Below are 509 nucleotides of genomic sequence, written 5' to 3' on the forward strand. Positions count from 1 at the left end.
GCACAAGCGGTGATCAGTGCAGGCCCATTAGGTGAAGTATGGGTTGATGCTGAGGTGTTTGAGCGTCAAGCGCACTGGATCTCGTCAGGCAGCAATGCGGTGATGACTCTAGATGCCATTCCCGGCAAAGAGTGGTTAGGTAATGTCGATTACGTGTACCCAATCCTTGATCCAAAAACTCGAACCTTGCGTGTTCGTTTGAAGTTCTCCAACCCAAATGGCGAGCTTAAGCCAAATATGTTTGCCAATATTGCGCTGAAACCCATCAGTGATGAAGCTGTCCTTACTATCCCAAGATCTTCGGTGATTCACTCCGGTGGTATGACTCGAGTGGTGATGTCAGAAGGTTCTGGCAAGTATCGCTCTGCTCGTATTGAGGTTGGTCGTGAAGCTGGCGAAAAAATAGAAGTGCTTCAAGGGCTGGAGCAAGGTGAAAACATTGTCACTTCTGCGCACTTCATGTTGGATTCTGAATCGAGCCAATCTGCTGATCTGTCACGCATCAATAG

Annotated in this window: 1 protein-coding gene; it reads left to right on the top strand. The window is 48.3% G+C overall.

What is annotated here, in order from left to right; all coding sequences use genetic code 11:
• On the top strand, window positions 1-509 hold a 509-nt coding region (locus AB4653_RS28315), incomplete at both ends, for an efflux RND transporter periplasmic adaptor subunit (RefSeq protein WP_372105955.1).

Source organism: Vibrio sp. 10N.222.48.A3, assembly GCF_041475345.1.
GTDB lineage: Bacteria > Pseudomonadota > Gammaproteobacteria > Enterobacterales > Vibrionaceae > Vibrio > Vibrio tasmaniensis_A.